This is a genomic window from Phyllobacterium sp. 21LDTY02-6, assembly GCF_023554255.2.
Lineage (GTDB): Bacteria > Pseudomonadota > Alphaproteobacteria > Rhizobiales > Rhizobiaceae > Phyllobacterium.
In genome coordinates this window covers 441,612-459,611 of record NZ_JAMJWD020000001.1, presented here as the reverse complement: position 1 = coordinate 459,611, position 18,000 = coordinate 441,612, and the positions used below count along the sequence as shown (strand labels likewise).

Sequence of the window (18,000 nt, the reverse complement as noted above, 5' to 3'; positions counted from 1 at the left end):
CTAACCCGCGCGCGCCATGGAGGCCATGCTGCTTTCCAGTGTTGCGGAGCGGCGAGCCTCGGGACGGCGGCGCGTCAGCGCGAGCAGGAGGCCCGTGGAGATAGCCACCGAGATCAGTGACGAACCGCCATAGGAAATGAACGGCAGGGTCATGCCCTTGGCGGGCATCAGGTGCAGATTGACCGACATGTTGATGATCGATTGGAAGCCGAAGAGAATGACCAGACCGGAAATGGCCAGCCGTGTGAAATCATCGCGTTCCTTGAGCGCGATCGACAGGCCGCGGATGACGATGAAGGCGAAGATGAGTACCAGCAGCAGGCAGAGCGCTATGCCATATTCCTCGGCCGTGACGGAGAAGATGAAATCCGTGTGGCTGTCGGGGATGATGCGCTTGATCGTGCCTTCGCCCGGGCCCTGCCCGAGCCAGCCACCGCGAATGATCGCCTCCCGGCCTGCGTCCACCTGGAACGTGTCGCCTTCCCCTGTCAGGAAGCGGTCGATACGGCCGGCGACGTGGGGAAATACCGTATAGGCGCTGAAGAAGCCCGCCGCGCCAAGGACGCCAAGCCCGATGATCCAGATCCAGGGCACGCCCGCCATGAAGAACATCGCACCCCAGGTGCCGGCCGTCAGGATCGTCTGGCCGAGATCGGGCTGCGCGACGAGCAGCGCCGCGACGATGCAGAACAGCACCATGGAGAAGAAATTGCCCGGAATGTCCTTGCGGCGTTCGTTTTCCGCGAAAAGCCAGGCACAGACGATGACGAAGGCCGGCTTCATGAATTCGGACGGCTGCACGGAGATACCGGCGAGCGACACCCAGCGCCGCGCGCCCTTGACTTCGATGCCGAAGAAGAGTGCTCCCACCATCGCCACCAGCGAACCGGCGAGGAGTATGATGGCGAAGCGGCGGATCGTGCGCGGCGCCATGAACGACACCGCGAACATGACGACGACGGCGGGCACCATGAACATCGACTGGTGCTTGACGAAGTAGAAGCTCTCGAGGCCGATGCGCTCCGCCACGGCGGGGCTGGCAGCGAAGGAAAGCAATATGCCGAGCCCCATCAGGCTGAGGCAGGCGGCGAGAAGAAAGCGATCAATCGTCCACCACCATTCGGCGACGGGACCACGGTCAATGCGACTTACCATCAGAACCCCCAATCGGTGATGCGCCCTCGAGCGCCAAGACTGCAGCGCGGAATGCCTCGCCGCGTTTCTCGAAATTCTGGAACTGGTCGAAGCTGGCGCAGGCGGGCGACAGCAGGACGACGGGCTCCTGCGAACCGTCCCTTGCCGCGTCGGCGGCGGCGTGGGCGACGGCCGATGCAACGGTGCCCGAAATCTCGAACGGCACCGCATCGCCCAATGCGGCAGCGAATTGCGGTGCGGCCTCGCCGACGAGATAGGCCTTGACGATCCGCGGGAAGAAGCCGGATAGCGAGCTTATCCCGCCCTCCTTCGGCAATCCGCCTGCGATCCAGTAGATGCGCGAAAAGGACGAGAGCGCCGGCGCAGCGGCTTCGGCATTGGTTGCCTTGGAATCGTTGACGAAGAGGGTCGGGCCGATACGCCCTACCTGCTCCATGCGGTGCGCAAGCCCCGGGAAAGTGGCAAGGCCCTGGCCGATCTCTTCCTCGGAAAGACCTGCCGTGCGGCAGGCGGCAATGGCGGCAAGTGCATTCTGCGCATTATGCTCGCCGCGCAGCGAGCCGATGCCGGTGAGCGACGCGATCAGCCGCGCCTCGCCGTCCCGCGCCTCGAACAGGTCGGCGCCATCGGCGAAAAATCCGTTCCGGACCGGCATGCGCTTGGATATTCTCTCCACCCGCTTGCCTGCCCGCTCCAGCCGGTCGGCGATCGCCGCGCAATAGCTGTCATCGACGCCGATGATCGCGGTGTCGCTGCCGGCGACCAGCCGCTCCTTGATCTCGGCATAATGCTGCATGGTTCCGTGCCGGTCGAGATGATCCGGCGTCAGATTGAGAAGGATGCCCGCCGTGGGGTTGAGCGACGGCGCGAGATCGATCTGGTAGGACGAACATTCGACCACATAGAACCGGCCATCTGCCGGCGGCTCCAGCGTCATGACCGCAGTGCCGATATTGCCGCCGAGCTGCATGTCCCTGCCGGCGTTCCTGATGATATGGGCGATCAGTGCGGTCGTGGTGGATTTGCCGTTGGTGCCGGTTATGGCGATGAACGCATCGGCCTTGGCCGCAAGGTTGCGCTCGCGCACGAAAAGCTCGATATCGCCGATGATCTCGACACCGGCGGCACGGGCAAGATCGACGGTCCAGTGCGGGCGCGGATGCGTCAGCGGCACGCCCGGCGACAGCACGAACGAGGAGAATTGCTTCCAGTCGGCCTGCCGCAGGTCCAGCGTCGGGACGCCGGCCGACCTGGCGCGCAGGACGCTCTCCGGATTGTCGTCCCAGGCGACGACCTCCGCTCCACCGGCAAGAATAGCCCTCGCCGTCGCAATGCCCGAGCCACCAAGGCCGAACAGCGCGACGATCTTGCCTTTCATGGAGTGGGCGGCGATCATCGGCAACTCACCGCAACTTCAGGGTCGAAAGGCCGATCAGCGCCAGGATGACAGCGATGATCCAGAACCGGATGACCACCTGGCTTTCCGTCCAGCCTTTCTTTTCGAAGTGATGATGGATGGGCGCCATCAGGAATACGCGCTTGCCGGTGAGCTTGAAGGACGCGACCTGGATGATGACCGACATCGCCTCCATCACGAACACGCCGCCGATGATGGCGAGAACGATTTCATGCTTCGTCGCCACGGCCACGGCGCCGATCAGGCCGCCAAGCGCCAGCGAACCCGTGTCGCCCATGAAGATTGCCGCCGGCGGCGCATTGAACCAGAGGAAGCCGAGGCCGGCCCCGATCACCGAGCCGAGGACGACGGCGAGTTCGCCGGTGCCCGGGGTGAAATGGATCTGCAGGTAATCGGCGAAGATCGCATTGCCGGACAGATAGGCGATGACGCCGAAGGACGCGGCGGCAATCATCACGGGCACGGTGGCGAGTCCATCGAGACCATCGGTGAAATTCACGGCATTGCCCGCGCCCACCATGACGAAAGCGGCAAAGGGAATGAAGAAGATACCGAGATTGAGGATCAGCTGCTTGGCGAAGGGGAACGTCAATGATGACGAGAACGGCTCCTGCCCGGCCCACATGATGGCAAGCCCGGCTACGGCGGCGATCAGGAACTCGATGCCGAGGCGCGCTCTTGCCGAGAAGCCGCGGAACGATTGTTTGCTGACCTTGAGGTAATCATCATAGAAGCCGATCGCACCGAAGCTGACGGCGACGAGCAGGACTACCCAGACATAGATGTTGGACCAGTTGGCCCAGAGCAGCGACGACAGGAGAATGCCCGTCATGATCATGAGGCCGCCCATTGTCGGCGTTCCGGCCTTCTTGAAATGCGTCTGCGGCCCGTCGGCACGGATAGGCTGGCCGCGGCCCTGGCGGATGCGGAGGGAGTCGATGATACGCGGCCCGAAAAGAAAAACGATCAGCGCCGAGGTGATCAGCGCGCCGCCGGTCCTGAACGTGATGTAGCGGAACACGTTCAGGAACTGGACATGTTCCGCCAGGCCGGCAAGATAATAAAGCATCGACTAATGCCTTTCCCCATTCCCCGCGGGTTCACTCGGCTGGAGCGAGCGGCGCGGCAGCGTTGTATTTCTGCAAGAGCGTCTTGACGATCCGGGAAAACCCGGTCCCCTTGGATGACTTGACCATGATCACGTCACCAGCCCGGATCGTCTTGAGCAGTTGCGGTTGCAATTCCTCGACGCTCTGCCTGTATTCGGCGTGAATATCAACCGGCATTGCCGTTTTGAGGGCCTGCATTTCAGGCCCGCCCAAAAACACCATGTCGATCTTGTTGTCGCTGATCACCGCTGAAAGCTCGGCATGCAGCCTGGCGGAGTGCTTGCCGAGTTCCAGCATGTCGCCAAGCACCGCGATGCGGCGGCCATTGCCGGCCGGTTTCGCCGCGGCCAGGAGTTCGACAGCCGCGCGCATCGAGGCGGGGTTGGCATTGTAGCTCTCGTCGATGAGCGTGAACGTACCCCGCCCGATTTCGAGCACATGGCGCTCCCCGCGCCCGCCCTCGGCCCGCAGCGACGCCAGGGCAAGCACGGCCTTGGCCATGTCCGCCCCCGTCAGATGCGCGGCGCCGAGCACCGCAAGCACGTTCTGCACTATATGGCGGCCGGGCGCTCCGACCTTCGCCACGACCTCCTCGCCGTCCAGGCGCGCCGTCATGCAGGAACATTCGTCATGCAGCTTCAACTTCATCAGGCGGTAGTCGGCAAGCCGGCTTTCGCCGAAGGACTTGATATGCTCGACGCCGGCCGCGAATGCCATTTTCTCAAGCGATTTGAAGTATTTATCATCACGATTGAGCAAGGCGTATCCGCCTGGCACGAGCCCTTCGAATATCTCGGCCTTCGCTGCCGCGATCTCCTGCAGGTTCTTGAACTGGCCGAGATGGGCGGCGGCGATAAGCGTGATCAACGCGACATGCGGCCTCACCATCCTTACAAGCGGCCTGATCTCGTCGGGATGGTTCATGCCGATCTCGAACACGCCGAAATCCGTATCGCCCGGCATCCTTGCGAGCGTCAGTGGCACGCCCCAATGATTGTTGAAGGAGGCCACCGAGGCGTGCACCTTGCCGCAATCGGCGAGCACGTGGCGAAGGGCTTCCTTGGTGGTCGTCTTGCCGACCGAACCGGTCACCGCGATGATCTGGGCATGGGACCGTTCCCGCGAGGCAATGCCGAGCCGCGTCAGCGCGGCCAGCACGTCGTCGACGACGATCAGCGGCGCCTTGAGCTTGCCGAGCGCCGGCAGTTTCGCCTCGGCGACGACCAGCAGCGCGGCGCCCGCCGCCACTGCCGCCGTAGCGTAATCATGTCCGTCGAGCGCATCGCCCTTGATGGCAAAGAAGGCCTCGCCCTCCTTCAGCGTGCGCGTGTCGATGGAAATGCCGGTAATGCCCTCGGGCAGGGTGCCGACCGGCCGCCCGTTCATCGCCTCCAGCATGGCGTCGGATGACCAGAGCAGACTCATGAGCCGCTTCCCGCCAGGGCGCGGTCCTTCAGCGCCTGCGCCACTTCGACATGGTCGGAGAATGGCAGCACCACGTCGCCGACGGTCTGCCCTTCTTCATGCCCCTTGCCGGCGACGATCAAGGTGTCGCCCAGCCGCATCATGCCCACCGCCTCGCGAATCGCCTCGCGGCGATCGCCGATCTCCACGGCGCCGGGAGCGGCGGCCAATATCTCGGCGCGGATGGCCGCAGGAACCTCCGAGCGCGGATTGTCGTCGGTGACGATGACGACATCGGCAAGGCGGGTGGCGATTTCGCCCATCATCGGCCGCTTGCCCCGGTCGCGGTCTCCACCGCAGCCGAAGACGATGATGACGCGTCCGGTGGTGAAGGGGCGCACCGAGGTCAGCACATTTTCCAGCGCGTCCGGCTTATGGGCATAATCGACATAGGCTGGCGCACCATCTTCGGTGGCGCCGACGAGATCGAGACGGCCGGGAGCGCCTTTCAGTCTTTCGAGGCCGCGCATGGCGGCGGCGGCGGGCACGCCCGTGGCTATTGCCAGCCCTGCGGCCACCAGCCCGTTGGCAACCTGGAAATCACCGGCGAGCGGCAGGGTTATCTCGTAGATATCACCGGCGATATGAACCTCCACATGCTGCCGGAAGCGCTCGTGTTCGACGCGCTTGAGCGAGATGAATTCGCCCTTGCGGCCAACGGTAAGAACCTTGCAGCCCACTGCCGTCGCCGCCGCGATGGTCGCCTTCGAAAACGGATCGTCGGCGAAGATGACCGCCGGGCCGCCCTTCGGCAGCAATTCGGTGAAAAGTCGCAGCTTTGCGGCGTGATATTCTTCGACCGTCGCATGATAATCCATGTGATCGCGGCCGAGATTGGTGAATGCGCCGGCGGAAAGCACCACGCCGTCGAGCCGGCGCTGGTCGAGACCATGGGACGAGGCCTCCATCGCCGCATGGGTGACGCCCTCATCCGCGAGTTCGCGGAGCAGTCGGTGCAGTTCGACGGGATCGGGCGTAGTCAACGAGCCATAATCCTCGCGGCGGGGCGATACGACGCCCGTCGTACCGATGCTTGCGGAGGCGAAACCCGCATGCGCCCAGATCTGGCGCGTGAACGAGGCCACCGAAGTCTTGCCGCTGGTGCCGGTGATCGCGACCATGACGTCGGGCTGGCGGCCGTAGAAGCTTGCCGCCGCCAGCGCCAATGCGCGGCGCGGATCATCGACATAGACGATCGGAGCCTTGATGCCGCCGAGCTTGGCATCCTTCGAGGCGATGATGACGGCGGCTCCGCGCGCCGCCGCATCCGCTGCGTAGACTGTGCCGTCGGCCTTCGAGCCCTTGAGCGCGGCAAACAGATATCCCGGTTCCACCTGGCGTGAATCCGATGTCAGGCCGGTAATGGTCGTTCTGCCAAGTTCCGACTTGGCCAGGGCGGGGATACCGTTCAGTTGTTCTAGTTTCATGGCCGGACCGGACCTGTCTTCTACCTGATGCTTTGCCGGAAGAAACGCATGGCTTTGCTTCGATTCGCGGCGCTACTGATTAAAATTCACCATCAATGGAGCGGATTGTTGTTCTTCCTCGAAGTCTGGCTTGACGCCGAGGAACGAGGCGGAACGTCGTATGATCTCCTGAACCATCGGCGCGGCATTGAAACCGGCCGTGGCACCGACCTTGCCGGATTCCGGCTTCGGTTCGTCGACGATCGTCAGCACCACATATTCCGGCTTGTCGATCGGAAAGGCTGCGACGAAGGCATTGAAGCGCACATCCTTCGAATAGCGGCCATTGACCACCTTTTCCGCCGTTCCGGTCTTGCCGCCGACCCGGTAGCCCTTGACCGTCGCGCGCGAACCGGAACCTCCGGAACCGGGCTCGGCATTCAGGCGGTAAAGGTAGCGCATGTCTTCACTCGTCTTCTCGCTGATCACCCGCTTGCCCACCTCCGCCGCCTGCTCCGGCGTGCGCGGCAGGAATGTCGGCGGGATGAGCTTGCCCCCATTCATCAGGGCAGCTGCCCCGACCGCTGTTTGCAGGGGTGTTGTGGCCATTCCATGGCCGAAGGAGATCGTGATGGAATGGACCTTCTTCCAGACTTTCGGCTCCATCGGCCGTGCCACTTCCGGCAGTTCGGTCTGCATCCGGTCGAGAAGGCCCAGGCGATGCAGGAATTCACGATGTCCCTCGATGCCGACCACGTCGGCCTCCCTGGCCGAGCCGATATTGGAGGAGTAGATAAAGACTTCCGGCAGCGTCAGGACACGGCCCTTGCCGTGGAAATCCCGGATCGTCTGGCGACCGATGGTGATGGGCCGGCGCGCGTCGAACGTGCTCTGCAGATTGACCTTGCCCGAATCGAGCGCCATCGCCGTGGTGAAGCTCTTGATCGTCGATCCCATCTCATAGGCGCCCGCCGACATGCGGTTGAGGCGGTCCTTGTCACCGACATCGACGGGATTGTTGGGATCGAAATCCGGCGCCGAAGCCATGGCGAGAACTTCGCCGGTATTGACGTTCAGGACGACCGCGCCAGCGGCAATGGCGCTGTATTTCTGCATCGCCTGCACCACCACGTCGCGAACCACGTGCTGGACGCGAAGATCGATCGACAGGCGGACGGGCTCGAGCGAACGGCTATCGGCAAGCCCGACGTCGCGCAGGTCGGAGAGCCCCTGCGCGTCGATATATTTCTCCATGCCGGCAATGCCCTGATTGTCGATATTCACCAGACCGAGAATATGCGACGCGGTCGGCCCGCCCGGATAGAACCGTGCCTTCTCGGTCCTGAAGCCGATGCCCGGAATGCCGAGCGCCATGATCTGGCTCTTCTGCTGCGGCGTCAGTCCGCGCTTCAGCCAGGCAAAGCCGCTGCCGCTCTTCAGGCGATTATAGGTCTGCTCGAAATTCAGGTCCGGCAGGACGGTCGAGAGCAGTTCGATGGCCTCGTCCGGATCGATGATCTTGCGCGGCTCGGCGAACAGCGAATTGGTCTTGATATCCGTCGCAAGCACTTCGCCATTGCGGTCGAGAATGTCCGGCCGCGCCGCGAGGGTGCTGCCTGTCGGGCCGTTATAGCCGGTCGCATCCTCCTGCATGCCGTAATAGACGAGGCGGCCGCCAATGACGCCGTAGATGCCGACGAAGCAGGCAATGGCCATGACGACGCGATTGCGAGCGCGGCTGCCGGTCTTCTTCTTGCGCGCATCGAGCGCGAAGGCCGGCGTTCCGGCATCCTGCACGACGGGTTTCTTCCGCTTGATCCACGCCCCAGCCATCAGTGCGTCGCTCCCTTCGGCTTGGCCACGCTGCCGGTCAGCGTGTCGTCGGTTCCGAGGGCCCCGGCATCGGCCTCGGTTATGATGTCTGCAATGGACTTGAAATTCTCCACTGCCGGCTTCGGCTGCGGCAGTTCGTTCAGCCCGACGATCTGCTGGGCCTCGACGAACTGGAGCTGGAGCTGGTCGTGATAGGTCTCGACGAGCTTCTGCAGCCGGTTGGGCTGGGTCAGCAGGCTCCAGTCGGCCTTCAGCAGATCGATGGTGTCGCGCTCGTCGGCGATCATGCGTTCGAGCTTGCTGACCTGCGTCATCTGCTTTTCGGCGTCATGCTTGATCTTGTAGGTCACGGAAGCTGCCGTGATCATGAGGCCGATGAGGATGATGTCAAAGGTGCGCAGCACGTTCAGTTCCTCGCGGTTTCATGGATTTGCGGAAGTTGCGGCAAGCCATAGATCGAGTGATCTTCGGCAAGCGGCGGATTGTCCGTGCGTTCGCCGGCGCGGAGCTTGGCCGAGCGCGATCGCGGATTGCGCGCCAGTTCCGTCTCGCCCGGTGTCACGATGCCCTTGCCGATGGGCGTGAAGCTCGCCAGCCGCTGCTCCACCTGCGGCAGATGACGCGATCCGGTCGCCGCCCCTGCCCGATCGGCGAAGAACCGCTTGACGATGCGGTCTTCGAGCGAATGAAAGGTGACGACGACGAGCCTTCCGCCCGGCTTCAATACCCGCTCGGCAGCATGCAGCGCCCGGACGAGCTCACCCAGCTCGTCATTGACGAAGATCCGCAATGCCTGGAACACGCGTGTGGCGGGATGAATCGGCACCTTGGGGTTGCGACCGACCAGCGCCTCGATGGCATTGGCAAGGTCGCGCGTCCGCTCGAAAGGCTCGCTCGCGCGGCGTTTCTCGATCATCCGCGCGATACGGCCGGCCTGACGTTCCTCGCCAAGGAAATTGAAGATGCGGGCAAGATCGCCGGTCTTGAAACGGTTGACGACATCGGCAGCGCTGGCGCCGGCGCTCGACATGCGCATGTCGAGGGGACCATCCTTCTGGAAGGAGAAGCCGCGCTCGGCCTCGTCGAGTTGCATCGACGACACGCCGATATCGAGGACGATGCCATCCGGCGCGCCGAGAAGGGCCACCTGGTCCAATGTCGAGAATGTCCCCTGCACCAGCGTCAGGCGCCCGGCATGATCCTTTTCCAGCTGCCGTCCGGCCGCGATGGCCGAAGGGTCCCTGTCGATCGCGATGACTTCCGCACCCGTTTCTAGGATGCGCTTCGTGTAACCGCCGGCGCCAAATGTGCCGTCGATGATGCGCGTGCCCTTGCCGGGACGCAATGCTGCGATGACTTCGTCGATGAGAACCGGAATGTGCCTGTCGTCGGCTGCTTCGTTCATGCCTCGCGTTCCATGTTCAAGCGCCTCTCGGCCAGCCGCTGCCGCACCCTTGCCCGGTGCGCCTCGAACTGTTCGGGCTGCCAGATCTGAAAATGCGTATTGGCACCCGCAAAGGTAACTTCGCTCGTAATGCCCGTATGTTCCCGGATGAAATCGGTCATCGTGATGCGCCCATCCGCGTCCAGCTTCAGGAAGGTCCCGTCCGCATGAAGGTAGAACGACATGTCGTCCGCCCCTTGCGTGAAGGGATCGGCGCCCTCGAGGCTCTTGTCGAAACGCGTCAGCAGTTCGGGGCCGCCCGTCTCCAGTGCCGGAAGGTGCAGCGAGCGCAGCGCGTAGAGTTCCGTATGTCCGGATGCCAGAATGATCGAGCGGAACGGAGCCGGCACGGAAACGCGACCCTTCGCGTCGATCCTGTTCGTGATGTGCCCGAGAAACCGGTCCAATGCCTGCCACCCTCTTGCCCGCAGGGGCTCCCGTTTTCACCGCGACGCCCGCCGCATCAGCGGGCCGCGACTGCCAGTCAGCGACCGTCGGCAAACCGGCCCCGCGAGCGGGATGCCGGCCTTGCAAAGCAAGAGCCAATGTCGGGAAACACCGTGTCGACTGAACGCTACTGATGAAACCAATCGTTATCATGGGGCACTATGGGCGTCAATGGGATCAGGGTACACAACTTGGCAATGAGCCCGAATTCGGACGCACTTCCGGCGATTCTTAATTTATGGCTCATTAAGCTTAATGAAGGGTTAGAGCCCGTTGAATCGGTTCGGTTTTGCGTTGGATGCAGTTGCATGCTGCAAAGCCGCCGCCGCGACCTGTCGCAGCGGGGGCAGCACGCCATATCGGCTATGGAGAGAAATGCCAGCTGGCCTGTAAGCCGGGTTCTGTATGGCCGGGCGCGAGCCCGGCGCGGCAGCCATTCATCTGGGACGGATGTTGCCATCCGCCTCCTGCAACCCACCCGGACGACTAACCCGGAAACTGATCGCCAGGCTTGCGCCCGGCACGCCGTCCCTATTCGGTTTTGCTCCCGGTGGGGTTTGCCATGCCGCCCCTGTTACCAGTTGCGCGGTGGGCTCTTACCCCACCCTTTCACCCTTACCCCGCCAATAAATCGGCTCTTCTGCCTTGCGAGCAGCCGATTTGCAGGCGGGGCGGTTTCCTTTCTGTGGCACTTTCCCTGGGGTCGCCCCCGCCGGACGTTATCCGGCACCGTGTTTCCCTGGAGCCCGGACTTTCCTCACATGCCGCCTTTCGGCTTTTGACATGCGCGGCTGCCCGGCCAGCTGGCGTTGCGTATAAACGCATTGTTCCGGCAAATTGCAACAAAAAAGGCCGGAAAATCCGGCCCTTTGCGTAAATCGCCGCCTTTAGTTCGAGGCGAGCTGCGATTTGACCTTCGCACAATAATTGGCGGACACCGGATTCATGCGCGTCGCGCCATGGCCGGCATTGTAGCGCAGGATCGTGCCGCAGGTGGTGCCATTGCCGAGCTTGTGTGCCCCTGCAAGATATTTCATGCCCCAGCGGATATTCGTATCCGGATTGTAGAGCGCAGCCCGGCTGCCCGTATAGCCGAGCCCCCTCGCCGTCGAGAGCTTGATCTGCATCAGGCCGATCTCACCGGCAAGACCGGTCGTCTCCGGACGGAAATTGCTTTCGACACGCACCACGGCATGGGCGAGATCGACCGGAACGCCATAGGAGCTCGCATAGGATGCGATGATCGACGAATATTTCGTCGCGCCACCGGCCGTACCGACGCTGCCCGTCGTCATCGTATCGATATTGCGCGAAACGACCGTCTTGATCCGCGTCCGCGCCTTGGCCGCTGCCTTGCCGGATGCCTTCTTGCCGGCATGCCGCTTGACCGCCGGCTTCTTCAGCTCGGCCTTCTTCTTCAGATCAGCCTTTGCAGCTACCTTCTGCCCCTGCGCTTTCGCGCGCTTTGCCTTTGCTACCTTGGCCGGTTTGGCCGGTTTTGCCTTCTCGGCTTTTGCTTTCTGCGCCTTGGCCTTTTCGGCCTCCGCACGCTTCGCTTTGAACAGATCCCTCAGGTTCGTGGGCTGGGCCGGCTCGCTGAACGCCGGATTTGAACCAAACAAAGCCACCGCCCCCAGAAGGGCGAAAATCACACCAAATTTTTTTGTCATCATTTTCCGTCTAATATGGGGCCCGCAAACTCAAGCGGGCCGGGAAAGTTCAGCGGCCAACCCCCAGAAGGCTCGTGCCGGAACAACTGGCCAAGGATTTGCAGGCCCAATGCAGCCGAATATTGATCCGCCAAATAACAATATGTAACTCATTGAAATATATATGCTGCAGTGCAAAAAGCACCGCAATAAAACGCTTTTTTCTCAATAAGTTAAACGCTTATAGACGGAAGTGCAGAAAGCAGTCGATGCAGCGTTTCGATGGTTGACATGTCCGCGACTCCATCAACCTTGGCCGGCCGAAAGTGGCGTTGAAACGCGAGAATTCCCAATTCCGTCGCATTTCCGAACGTCCCGTCGATGGGGACATCATAGCCGTAAAGGGCCAGCATCGACTGCAAGGCCTCCACCGGCTGGCCATTATCGCCGCGTGAAAAGAAGCGTCCGCCCCGGATCGGCGACGGCGGAACCCAGTGCCCCACGCCGGAGTCGTAAAGCACCGACCACGGAAATTTCTCGCCCGGATCGATCTTCCGCGCGGGCGCGATATCGGAATGGGCCAGCACGCGTTCCGGCGCTATGCGGTGGCGCGAAATGATCCCCTTGCAGAGGTCGATCACGGCCTCGATCTGCGCCTCGTTATAATCGGGAAACCCCGCAAGCGGCCCCGGATTGGCGATCTCGATGCCGATGGAAGAGGAATTGATATCGGTCTCGCCCTTCCACGAGCTCTGCCCGGCATGCCAGGCACGCTCGCTCTCGGGCACCATCTGCACGACGCGGCCGTCCTCATGAACGAGGTAATGCGCCGAGACTTCGCTGCCGGGATTGGCCAGCCAGCTTTCGGCCGCCTCCCCCGTCTCCATGCCCGTATAGTGCAGGACGAGGACGGTAACGCGCTTGCCATCCCGGCGCGGGCCGAAATTGGGAGAAGCATGGACGTGCGCGCCAAAATGATCGGATTCAAACGCGCTCATACGCCTTGAGATCTTTTTCGACCTGCTCCCAGGCGGCGTTGATTGCTGCCAGTCTCTGATTGGCGATGGCGATGAATTCTTCCGGCACGCCGCGTGCGACGAGAACGTCCGGGTGATTGTCTCTCACGAGCGACCTGTACCGCTTGCGCGCTTCATCGAAAGTGACATTGCGCGGCAGCCCGAGGACGAGGAAGGGATCGGCGCGGCCGCTGCCGACATGGCGGGCAAGAACGCTATCGAACTTGGCCTCGTCCAGCTGGAATATCTCCGCTACCGTGCCGAGGAAGATCAGTTCCTGGTCGTGCAGCGCGCCATCGGCCTTGGCGATATAGAAGAGGCCGTCGAGCACGTCTTCCAGCATCTGGCAGTTGGGTTGCCCCGAGCCGCAGAGCGATGCCAGCTGCGCGGCATAGGCCTCATATCCGGCCACGTCCTGCTTGGCGAGATTGTAGAGCCGCTCGACCTGCTGGCGATACTGTGCCGGAACGTGGAATATCTGATGGAACGCGTTGATCTCGGCCTGCGAGACGATGCCATCGGCCTTGGCCATCTTGGCGGACAGGGCGATCATGGCGATGGAGAAAGCCACGCGCCGCCGGGTCTCGGGGTCGCCTTCAAACGCCGTGCGCACGGCCTCGATGATGCTGGAAAAAGCATCAGCGGCAGTGGTGGTTATGAAATCGCTTATGCGGCGCCAAATCGACATTGTTCTGTTTTATTCAATATCTTTCGCGATTGCGAGCGAGATATTGGCGCATCAAAATTGTTCAATCTTGAAGACCGGTTGCGTCTGCCGGCACGGCCAAACGAGGCCTGGCCGTGCCGGCAGGTTGAATTTTACTGAACGCCCAGCGCTTCCTTGATCGCCTTTTCGGCGGCGTCGGCTGCAGCGCTGATCTGCTCGGCGGTCTGGCCGGCAGCCTTGGCGGCATCTTCGGCGGCCTTGCGCGCGGTCTGGATCGCGGCCTGCTTCTGCTCGGCGGTCATCGTCGCCGCCTGTTCCTTGAGCGTCTTCATCGCATCTTCAACGGTCATCGGCTTTTCTGTCCCCGCTGGTGCAGCAGGCGCCGGCGCCGGTGCTTCCGTCGTGGTGGCAGGTGCTGGCGTTTCCGTCGTCGTGGCAGGTGCCGCCGGCGTTTCCGTTGTCGTGGCAGGTGCCTGTTCGGATTTCTGTTCGCTTTCGCCGCAACCGGCCAAGGCCAACAGCGACAGGGCTGCTACGGCAACCGTCAATTTGTTCTTCATCTTTTCCTCTCCTAGGCAAGTGTCCCGGCTCGATCAACATGCGGGACTTGGGTCATGAGTGACGTGATTCGCAAAGATTGCGGAAAGTCGGAGTTGCCCCCTGTGATGGATTGCCCTCGGCATAAGCCCCCGCTTATTGTCGAGCACGCCCCGCCTCTTTCAAGTAACAACTAACTGATTCTCGCGAATGGACAATGTCATGAACGGAAAATGGGACTTCTGGATCGATCGCGGCGGCACGTTTACCGACATTATCGGACGGGATCCGACACATGGTCTTCATGCGCGAAAGCTGCTGTCCGAAAATCCCGAATCCTACCCCGATGCGGCGCTGCACGGGATAAGGCAGCTTCTGGGCGTCGGCGCGGCTGATCCCATTCCATCCCGGCGCATCGGCGAGGTGAAGATGGGCACGACGGTGGCGACCAATGCGCTGCTCGAGCGCAAGGGCGATCGCACTGCCCTCATCATCACGGCAGGTTTTCGCGACGCTCTCAAGATCGCCTATCAGGCCCGGCCCGACATCTTTGCCAAGGAGATCATCCTCCCGGAACAGCTCTATGAACGCGTCGTCGAGATCGGCGAACGTGTCCGGGCGGACGGGACCGTGGAGCTGGAGCCCGACGCTGCAACGCTTCAGGACCAGCTTGCGCAGATCAGGCGCGACGGCTTCGATGCCATCGCCATCGTTTTCATGCACGCGTGGAAATATCCGCAGCATGAGCGACTGGCCGCGGACATTGCCCGCAGCATCGGCTTTGGCCAGATATCGGTCAGCCACGAGGTCTCGCCGCTGGTGAAGCTGGTCGGGCGCGGCGATACGACGGTCGTCGACGCCTATCTGTCGCCCATCCTGCGCCGCTATGTCGACCGCGTCGCCAAAGAGCTTGGCATTGGCGATGATAATGATGGCGACACGCCGCGACTGTCGTTCATGATGTCGTCCGGCGGGCTCACCGCCGCAAACCTGTTCCAGGGCAAGGACGCCATTCTGTCGGGCCCCGCCGGTGGTGTGGTCGGCATGGTGGAGACGGCAAGGCTGGCCGGTTTCGACAAGGTGATCGGCTTCGACATGGGCGGAACGTCGACCGATGTCGCCCATTTCGATGGCGATTACGAACGGGCCTTCGATACCGAAGTTGCCGGCGTCCGCATCCGCGCGCCGATGATGCGCATCCATACGGTCGCCGCCGGCGGTGGCTCGATACTCCATTACCGGGCGGGCCGCTTCCAGGCTGGACCGGATTCCGCCGGAGCAAATCCCGGACCCGCATGCTATCGCCGCGGCGGCCCGCTCGCCGTCACCGATGCGAATGTGATGCTGGGGAAGCTGCGGCCGGAATTCTTTCCCGCCATCTTCGGCCCCGATCAGGACCAGGCGCTGGATGCGGCGGCAGTGGCGGACCAGTTCGCCGCCCTCGCGGCCGAGACCGGCGGCAAGAGCGCGGAGGAAGTCGCGGAAGGCTTCGTGACCATCGCCGTCGAAAACATGGCCAATGCCATCAAGAAGATATCGGTCCAGCGCGGCTATGACGTGACGCGCTATCTTCTCAATTGCTTTGGCGGCGCCGGCGGCCAGCATGCCTGCCTCGTGGCGGACGCGCTCGGCATGGAAGCAGTGTTGATCCATCCCTTTTCGGGCCTGCTGTCCGCCTATGGCATCGGCCTTTCCTCGATCTTCGCCACGCGCCAGCAGGCCTTGGTCAAGCCGTTCGCCGAAGCGGCGCTCGCGGAAATCCGCCAGCTCAGCGACACGCTCACCCGCGATGTCATCGGCGAGATCACCGCACAGGGCGTACCGGCTGGCGATATTGCGCATCGCCCGGTCCTGCATCTGCGCTATGAGGGAACTGATACCACCATCGCCGTGGAATTCTCCCATTTCTCGCTGGAGCAGGCGCTGGCCGGCTTCGAAGCGGCGCACAAGGCGCAATTCGGGTTCGTCTACGACAACAAGCCGATCGTGGTGGAGGCGGTTTCGGTCGAAGGCAGCGACAACCGCGAGCGCGCGCGCATAGAGACAAAGTCTGCAACCGAAGATGGTGTTCCGAATAGTGGAACAGAGGTCCGGTTTTATTCGGGCGGCCAGTATCATGACGCCGCGGCATTCCTGCGCGACGGTCTGAGGCCCGGCCACAGGATCAAGGGTCCGGCGCTGATCATCGAGGCGCACCAGACCATCGTCGTCGAGCCGGGCTGGCAGGCGGAGATCACGGCGCTCAACCACATATTGATGCGCAGGATCGAGAAGAAGCGGCGGCATGCGGCGCTCGGCACGAAGGCCGATCCGATCATGCTTGAAGTCTTCAACAATCTTTTCATGTCGATCGCCGAGCAGATGGGCGTGACGCTGCAGAACACCGCCTATTCCGTCAATATAAAGGAGCGGCTGGATTTTTCCTGCGCCGTATTCGACCGCAATGGCGCGCTGGTGGCCAATGCGCCGCACATGCCCGTGCATCTCGGCTCGATGGACCGTTCCGTCGAGACGATCATCAAGCTCAATGCCGGCAATATCCGCCCGGGCGACGTCTTCGCCCTCAATGCACCTTATAATGGCGGCACGCACCTGCCGGACATCACGGTCGTCACCCCGGTCTTCGACGATGCGGGGGAGAACATCCTGTTCTATTCCGCCTCGCGCGGCCATCACGCCGATGTCGGCGGCTCGGCGCCGGGCTCGATGACACCGCTTGCCACCACCGTCGATGAAGAGGGCGTGCTTATCGACAATTTCCGCCTCGTCGAGCAGGGCCGCTTCCGCGAGGCCGAACTGACGGAACTTTTGACCAACCATCGCTGGCCGGTGCGCAATGTCCACCAGAACATCGCCGATCTGAAGGCCCAGATCGCCGCCAATGAGAAGGGCGTTGCCGAGCTCAGGAAAATGATCGGCCTGTTCGGCCTCGACGTGGTCGAAGCCTATATGGGACACGTCCAGGACAATGCCGCCGAAAGCGTCAGGGCGGTTCTCGACCGGCTGCCGGAACAGTCGCAATATTCCTACGACACCGATACCGGCCAGACGATCCGCGTCAAGATCAGCGTCGACAGGCAGGAGCGGCGCGCAATCGTCGATTTCACCGGCACCTCGCCGGTGATGAAGAACAATTTCAATGCTCCCGAACCCGTCGCCCGCGCCGCGGTGCTCTATGCCTTCCGCGTCATGGTGGAAGGGGCGATACCGATGAATGCCGGCTGCCTGCGCCCGATCGACATCATCATACCCGATGGCTCGATGCTCAAGCCGGCCTATCCCGCCGCCGTGGTCGCCGGCAATGTCGAGACATCGCAACACGTCACCAACGCACTCTTCGGCGCACTCGGCGCCATGGCCAATTCGCAGGGGACGATGAACAATCTGACCTTCGGCAATGACCGCTACCAATATTACGAGACGATCTGCTCGGGCTCGCCTGCCGGCCGCCACAATAATGGCGCCGGTTTTGCCGGCACGGCCGGCGTCCATACTCATATGACGAATTCGCGGCTGACTGACCCTGAAATCCTGGAAATGCGCTTCCCGGTGCTGCTCGAAGATTTCCATATCCGCCAGGGCTCCGGCGGACGCGGGACGTTTCCCGGTGGCGACGGCACCAGCCGCACTTTGCGTTTCCTCGAACGGATGGACTGCGCCATACTCTCGTCGCATCGGGGCCGCCCGCCCGAGGGGCTGGACGGCGGTGGAAACGGCGAGGCCGGCAAGACCGAGGTCCGCCGCCGGAACGGCACGATCGAACGTCTGAAAGCCTGCGACCAGACCGTGCTCGAGGCGGGCGAAGCGGTGATCGTCACCACGCCGACGCCGGGCGGCTACGGCAGCGGGGATTGAG

14 protein-coding genes and 1 other RNA gene are annotated in these 18,000 nt (G+C 62.6%); 1 reads left to right on the top strand and 14 read right to left on the bottom strand.

The window, feature by feature from the left end; translation table 11 throughout:
* From ftsW to M8997_RS02090, 14 genes are all read right to left on the bottom strand, one after another.
* A complete protein-coding gene (gene ftsW, locus M8997_RS02155; protein ID WP_250013236.1) occupies positions 1-1,155 on the bottom strand; it encodes a putative lipid II flippase FtsW in 1,155 nt (384 codons plus the stop codon).
* Entirely contained in the window at positions 1,139-2,551 is a 1,413-nt protein-coding gene (gene murD, locus M8997_RS02150) for a UDP-N-acetylmuramoyl-L-alanine--D-glutamate ligase (protein WP_250013234.1), read from the bottom strand. The genes ftsW and murD overlap by 17 nt, the downstream gene beginning before the upstream one ends.
* A 7-nt stretch (positions 2,552-2,558) precedes the next feature.
* Positions 2,559-3,641 carry a phospho-N-acetylmuramoyl-pentapeptide-transferase gene (mraY, locus tag M8997_RS02145; RefSeq protein ID WP_250013232.1) on the bottom strand — a complete coding sequence of 361 codons (1,083 nt, stop codon included), beginning with the start codon at positions 3,639-3,641 and terminating at the stop codon, positions 2,559-2,561.
* Positions 3,642-3,672: 31 nt separating this feature from the next.
* Entirely contained in the window at positions 3,673-5,106 is a 1,434-nt protein-coding gene (locus tag M8997_RS02140) for a UDP-N-acetylmuramoylalanyl-D-glutamyl-2,6-diaminopimelate--D-alanyl-D-alanine ligase (RefSeq protein WP_250013230.1), read from the bottom strand.
* Positions 5,103-6,572 carry a UDP-N-acetylmuramoyl-L-alanyl-D-glutamate--2,6-diaminopimelate ligase gene (locus M8997_RS02135; RefSeq protein WP_250013229.1) on the bottom strand — a complete coding sequence of 490 codons (1,470 nt, stop codon included), beginning with the start codon at positions 6,570-6,572 and terminating at the stop codon, positions 5,103-5,105. Before M8997_RS02135 ends, M8997_RS02140 begins: the two co-directional genes overlap by 4 nt.
* A gap of 72 nt (positions 6,573-6,644) precedes the next feature.
* The gene (locus tag M8997_RS02130) at positions 6,645-8,384 is read right to left on the bottom strand and encodes a penicillin-binding protein 2 (RefSeq protein ID WP_250013228.1); all 1,740 of its coding nucleotides are present in this window, start codon (positions 8,382-8,384) and stop codon (positions 6,645-6,647) included.
* Positions 8,384-8,788 carry a hypothetical protein gene (locus tag M8997_RS02125; protein ID WP_250013227.1) on the bottom strand — a complete coding sequence of 135 codons (405 nt, stop codon included), beginning with the start codon at positions 8,786-8,788 and terminating at the stop codon, positions 8,384-8,386. The genes M8997_RS02130 and M8997_RS02125 overlap by 1 nt, the downstream gene beginning before the upstream one ends.
* 2 nt (positions 8,789-8,790) lie before the next feature.
* Positions 8,791-9,789, bottom strand: coding sequence for a 16S rRNA (cytosine(1402)-N(4))-methyltransferase RsmH (gene rsmH / locus M8997_RS02120; protein WP_250013226.1), 999 nt, complete (start codon positions 9,787-9,789; stop codon positions 8,791-8,793).
* On the bottom strand, positions 9,786-10,235 hold the full coding sequence (gene mraZ, locus M8997_RS02115; RefSeq protein ID WP_250013225.1) for a division/cell wall cluster transcriptional repressor MraZ: 450 nt from the start codon (positions 10,233-10,235) through the stop codon (positions 9,786-9,788). Before mraZ ends, rsmH begins: the two co-directional genes overlap by 4 nt.
* Positions 10,236-10,649: 414 nt before the next feature.
* Positions 10,650-11,082, bottom strand: an RNA gene (rnpB, locus tag M8997_RS02110) — RNase P RNA component class A.
* An 80-nt stretch (positions 11,083-11,162) separates the two neighbouring features.
* Positions 11,163-11,945: a lytic transglycosylase domain-containing protein gene (locus M8997_RS02105; RefSeq protein WP_250013224.1), complete on the bottom strand. Its 783-nt coding sequence runs from the start codon at positions 11,943-11,945 to the stop codon at positions 11,163-11,165.
* Between the two features lie 212 nt (positions 11,946-12,157).
* Positions 12,158-12,922 carry an N-acetylmuramoyl-L-alanine amidase gene (locus M8997_RS02100; RefSeq protein WP_250013223.1) on the bottom strand — a complete coding sequence of 255 codons (765 nt, stop codon included), beginning with the start codon at positions 12,920-12,922 and terminating at the stop codon, positions 12,158-12,160.
* Positions 12,909-13,628 (bottom strand): DnaJ family molecular chaperone, encoded by a 720-nt coding sequence (locus M8997_RS02095; protein ID WP_250013221.1) that lies wholly within the window; start codon positions 13,626-13,628, stop codon positions 12,909-12,911. The genes M8997_RS02100 and M8997_RS02095 overlap by 14 nt, the downstream gene beginning before the upstream one ends.
* Positions 13,629-13,759: 131 nt before the next feature.
* Positions 13,760-14,167: a hypothetical protein gene (locus M8997_RS02090; protein ID WP_250013219.1), complete on the bottom strand. Its 408-nt coding sequence runs from the start codon at positions 14,165-14,167 to the stop codon at positions 13,760-13,762.
* A gap of 199 nt (positions 14,168-14,366) precedes the next feature.
* Between M8997_RS02090 and M8997_RS02085 the strand changes: the two genes are divergently transcribed.
* A complete protein-coding gene (locus M8997_RS02085; protein ID WP_250013217.1) occupies positions 14,367-17,999 on the top strand; it encodes a hydantoinase B/oxoprolinase family protein in 3,633 nt (1,210 codons plus the stop codon).
* Position 18,000: the final 1 nt, after the last annotated feature.